The sequence below is a fragment of the Pseudomonas sp. 43NM1 genome (assembly GCF_002836905.1).
Classification (GTDB): Bacteria; Pseudomonadota; Gammaproteobacteria; order Pseudomonadales; family Pseudomonadaceae; genus Aquipseudomonas; species Aquipseudomonas prosekii.
Genome location: NZ_MKGS01000109.1, coordinates 1 through 1,921 on the forward strand (window position 1 = coordinate 1; position 1,921 = coordinate 1,921).

Consider the following 1,921-nt stretch of genomic DNA (forward strand, 5'->3'; position numbering starts at 1 on the left):
TGTCGGGGCAAGGCGTGGCGATTTTGCCGCAGTGGCTGGTGCAGGAAGATTTGAATGCGGGCCGGTTGACCCGGCTATTGGCCGATCACGGTTTCGCCCGGCAAGGGGTGTACGCGTTGTACCCGGATACCCGGCATTTGCCGCTGAAAGTGCGGGCGTTTATTGATTTCATGAAGGGTTGGGGTTGAGGTTTTTCTGGTGAACGTTCGGGCCTCTTCGCGGACGAGCCTCGCTCCTGCGGCTGCAATGCAATCCCCTGTAGGAGCAAGGCTTGCCCGCGAAGAACGATGACGCGAATTCAGAGCTGCCCACCCAACCCAAACCGCTTCATCAACCCCGATTCCAGCAACCCTTTGGGCAGCAACGCCGCCAGCATTGGCAATGCCCGGCTGCCATTGCCGAGGCGCAGCAATCGTGGTGGTTTGTTCTGCTGCACCGCTTTAAGCAAACCAGCGGCGAATTCGCTGGCCGGGGTCGGATTGTCCTGCGACGCCTTGGCCCGCGCGCGGATGCCTTCGCGCAGCGGCCACCACGGCGATTGTTCGCTGATCAACTGCTCGGCCTCGTTGCCGGCATTTTTCGCAAAACTGGAAGCGATGGCGCCGGGCTGGACTTCCATCACGCGGATGCCGAACGGCGCCAGTTCCATGCGCAACGCATCGCTCAAGGCATGCACCGCGGCTTTCGACGCGCAATACGCGCCGGCGAATGGCGTGACCAAAACCCCGGAAACGCTGCCGATATTCACCACCAGACCCTTGGCCCGGCGCAGTACCGGAAACAGCGCGCGGGTGACCCCGACCACGGCAAACACGTTGGTTTCGAACTGACGCTGCATCGCCGGCACGCCGCCATCCAGCAGCGGGCCCATCGCGCCGTAACCGGCATTGTTGATCAGCACATCGAGGCCGCCGTGTTGCTGATTGATGCGCTCGCTCAACTGCTCCAACGCAACGCCGTCGTTGACGTCCAGTTGCACCGCAGTGAAACCGTCCGCCGCCAGCACGGCAACGTCTTCAGCCTTGCGGGCGCTGGCCCAGACCTGGTAACCGGCGCTTTTGAACGCATCGGCGAGGGCGCGGCCAATGCCGCTGGAACAACCGGTAATCAACGCAACGGGCATGGCGCGGTCCTTGTGCAATCAGAGGAAAGGGCTTAATCGGAAAAGCTACCCTGCAAGTGTTCGGCGCGAAACTCCAGGGTTTGCGGGCGATAACCCGGGCGCAGTGGCGGCAGCGGCAAACAGTCTTGCCAACTGGCGCCGGCCTGCAATTCGCCGGGGCCGCGATAGCGTGGGGCGGCGTATTGATTGTCGGCGAGGTTGACCGTATCGCCCGGCGCATAAGCGGCGATGCGCCAGCGCAATTCGGTCAGCGGTACGTCGTTGCCGTTGTTCATGGTCAGCTGCAACGGGCGATCCGCAGGACAGTGTTCGGGGGCGTAGGTGATCCGCAACTCCAGCCGCGCCAGTTGCTTGACCTCGCGGTTGTCCATCCAGATGACCCAGGTCGCCACCAACCCCAGGCCAATCGCGGCGGCGATGGAAACCGGCAAGGCTTTGGCCGGGTAGCGCAGCAACAGGATCAGCCAGGTAATGACCAGCAGGACGCCGATGAACATAGGGAAACGCTCCTTGAACTTATGGCGACCATCCTACCGAACGGTCGCCGGAATGGACATTCGGCGTTCAAGCGCGCTTGCCGTCAGTCGCGACTGTCACTTCTGACAGTAGCCAGATGCTGCGCGGCAACGGTTAGATCATGTCTGGCTAACCGGGACGCATCGTCATGCACGCTTCAATCACGACAACGCATTACAGGACCCCCACCTTATCCGTCGTCGATCCGCGCGGACTTGCGGTGCGTTCGGTCGATTACTGGCGTGAAGATGAAAAACTCGCGGCGCAGGCTCGGGTCAATCG

General features: G+C 62.1%; 3 protein-coding genes. 1 reads left to right on the top strand and 2 read right to left on the bottom strand.

Annotated elements, in window-relative coordinates:
- Positions 1-188, top strand: a 188-nt coding sequence (locus BI292_RS10095) for a LysR substrate-binding domain-containing protein (RefSeq protein ID WP_256592647.1), incomplete at its 5' end; no start/stop codon positions are given.
- A gap of 110 nt (positions 189-298) precedes the next feature.
- Here BI292_RS10095 and BI292_RS10100 read toward each other — a convergent pair.
- Both BI292_RS10100 and BI292_RS10105 read right to left on the bottom strand, forming a co-directional pair.
- Positions 299-1,123, bottom strand: a complete 825-nt coding sequence (locus tag BI292_RS10100) for an SDR family oxidoreductase (RefSeq protein ID WP_092273008.1) — start codon at positions 1,121-1,123, stop codon at positions 299-301.
- 32 nt (positions 1,124-1,155) lie between these two features.
- The gene (locus BI292_RS10105; RefSeq protein ID WP_092273005.1) at positions 1,156-1,620 is read right to left on the bottom strand and encodes a multidrug transporter; all 465 of its coding nucleotides are present in this window, start codon (positions 1,618-1,620) and stop codon (positions 1,156-1,158) included.
- Between the last annotated feature and the right edge of the window lie 301 nt (positions 1,621-1,921).